We start from the raw sequence: 2219 nt of genomic DNA on the forward strand, positions 1-2219 counted from the left end.
TGCACGTTGTCTGGCGCAGTGAACTGCACGGTGCCAGTGCTCTGACCGACACCGATGACGATCTGCTGGCCATTGGTGAGGTTGATCACCAACGGGGTGCCAGTGACCGGCGCGCTGACGGTAGCGGTGTAGGTGATCACGCCACCTTCGCCGATGGTGCTGACATCAGCGGTCAACTTGACGGTCGACGGGTCGATGGTGTCGTTGACCTCGGTGACGGCTGGAGTGTTATCCACCGCCAGATTCTCGAAGTCGCCACCGCTGGTGCCGGTGATGGTGGCTTCGACCTGGCCGGCGTCGAGGTACACATCGTCGTCCGGTGCCGCGACAGTGACGCTGCCCGACGTCTCACCCGCCGCGATGGTGATCGATTCACCATTGCTGAGGGTGATGCTCATGGCAGTGCCGGCCGGATTGGTCAGGGTGGCGGTGTAGGTGATTTCGCCACCTTCGTTGACCGACGGGGTGGCGGTCAGCTTCAGGCCGGTGGTGTCTTCAGTCCCCGGACCATCGGTGACGGTCACGCTGGTTTCACCGGAAGCCATCAGGTCTTCGTAATTACCGCCCGAGACGTCCTTGATGGCGTTGGTCAGGTCGAGGTTGGTGCTGTGCACGTTGTCCGGTGCAGTGAACTGCACGGTACCCGTGCTCTGACCGACGCCGATGACGATCTGCTGGCCATTGGTCAGGTTGATCACCAGCGGCGTGCCAGTCACTGGCGCGCTGACAGTAGCGGTGTAGGTGATCACACCACCTTCGCCGATAGTGCTGACATCGGCGGTCAATTTGACGGTCGACGGGTCGATGGTGTCGTTGACTTCAGTCACGGCCGCCGACGGGTCGACGTTGAGGTTTTCGAAGTCGCCACCGGACGTGCCGGTGATGGTCGCTTCGACCTGACCGGCATCGATGTACACGTCGTCGTCCGGCGCGGCCACGGTGACGCTGCCGCTAGTTTCGCCCGCCGCGATGGTGATGGACTCACCGTTGCTGAGGGTGATGGTCATGGCCGTGCCAGCCGGGTTGGTCAGGGTGGCGGTGTAGGTGATTTCACCGCCTTCGTTGACCGACGGGGTGGCGGTCAGCTTCAGACCGGTGGTGTATTCAGTGCCTGGACCATCGGTGACGGTCACAGTGGTGGTGCCCGAGGCAGTCAGGTCCTCGTAGTTACCACCCGAAACGTCCTTGATCGCGTTGGTCAGATCGAGGTTGGTGCTGTGTACGTTGTCCGGTGCAGTGAACTGCACGGTGCCCGTGCTCTGACCGACGCCGATAACGATCTGCTGGCCATTGGTGAGGTTGATCACCAATGGGGTGCCGGTGACCGGCGCGCTGACGGTGGCGGTGTAAGTAATCACGCCGCCTTCGCCGATGGTGCTGACGTCGGCGGTCAACTTGACGGTCGACGGATCGATGGTGTCATTGACCTCGGTGACAGCCGGGGTGTTATCCACAGCCAGATTCTCGAAGTCGCCACCGCTGGTGCCGGTGATGGTCGCTTCGACCTGACCAGCATCGATGTACACGTCGTCGTCCGGTGCCGCGACAGTCACGCTGCCCGAAGTCTCACCGGCAGCGATGGTGATGCTTTCACCGTTGCTGAGGGTAATGGTCATGGCGGTGCCAGCCGGATTGGTCAGGGTGGCGGTGTAGGTGATTTCACCACCTTCGTTGACCGATGGGGTGGCGGTCAGCTTCAGACCGGTGGTGTCTTCGGTACCTGGACCATCGGTGACGGTCACAGTGGTTTCACCGGAAGCGGTCAGCTCCTCGTAGTTGCCGCCACTCACGTCCTTGATGCTGTTGGTCAGGTCCAGGTTGGTGCTGTGCACGTTGTCTGGCGCGGTGAACTGCACGGTGCCAGTGCTCTGGCCGACGCCGATGACGATTTGCTGGCCATTGGTGAGGTTGATCACCAATGGGGTACCGGTCACCGGGGCGCTGACGGTGGCGGTGTAAGTAATCACGCCGCCTTCGCCGATGGTGCTGACATCGGCGGTCAATTTGACGGTCGACGGGTCGATGGTGTCGTTGACTTCAGTCACGGCCGCCGACGGGTCGACGTTGAGGTTCTCGAAGTCGCCACCGGACGTACCGGTGATGCTCGCTTCGACCTGGCCGGCGTCGATGTACACATCGTCATCCGGTGCCGCGACAGTCACGCTGCCGCTGGTTTCGCCCGCCGCGATGGTGATGGACTCACCATTGCTGAGGGTGAT

The 2219-nt window shown here is 62.1% G+C and carries 1 protein-coding gene; it reads right to left on the bottom strand.

Annotated features, from left to right (window positions below):
• A partial coding sequence (locus M2D63_RS25495; protein ID WP_353050881.1) for an immunoglobulin-like domain-containing protein occupies positions 1–2219 on the bottom strand: 2219 nt, incomplete at both ends.

The sequence above is a fragment of the Pseudomonas sp. BJa5 genome (assembly GCF_030272875.2).
GTDB lineage: Bacteria > Pseudomonadota > Gammaproteobacteria > Pseudomonadales > Pseudomonadaceae > Aquipseudomonas.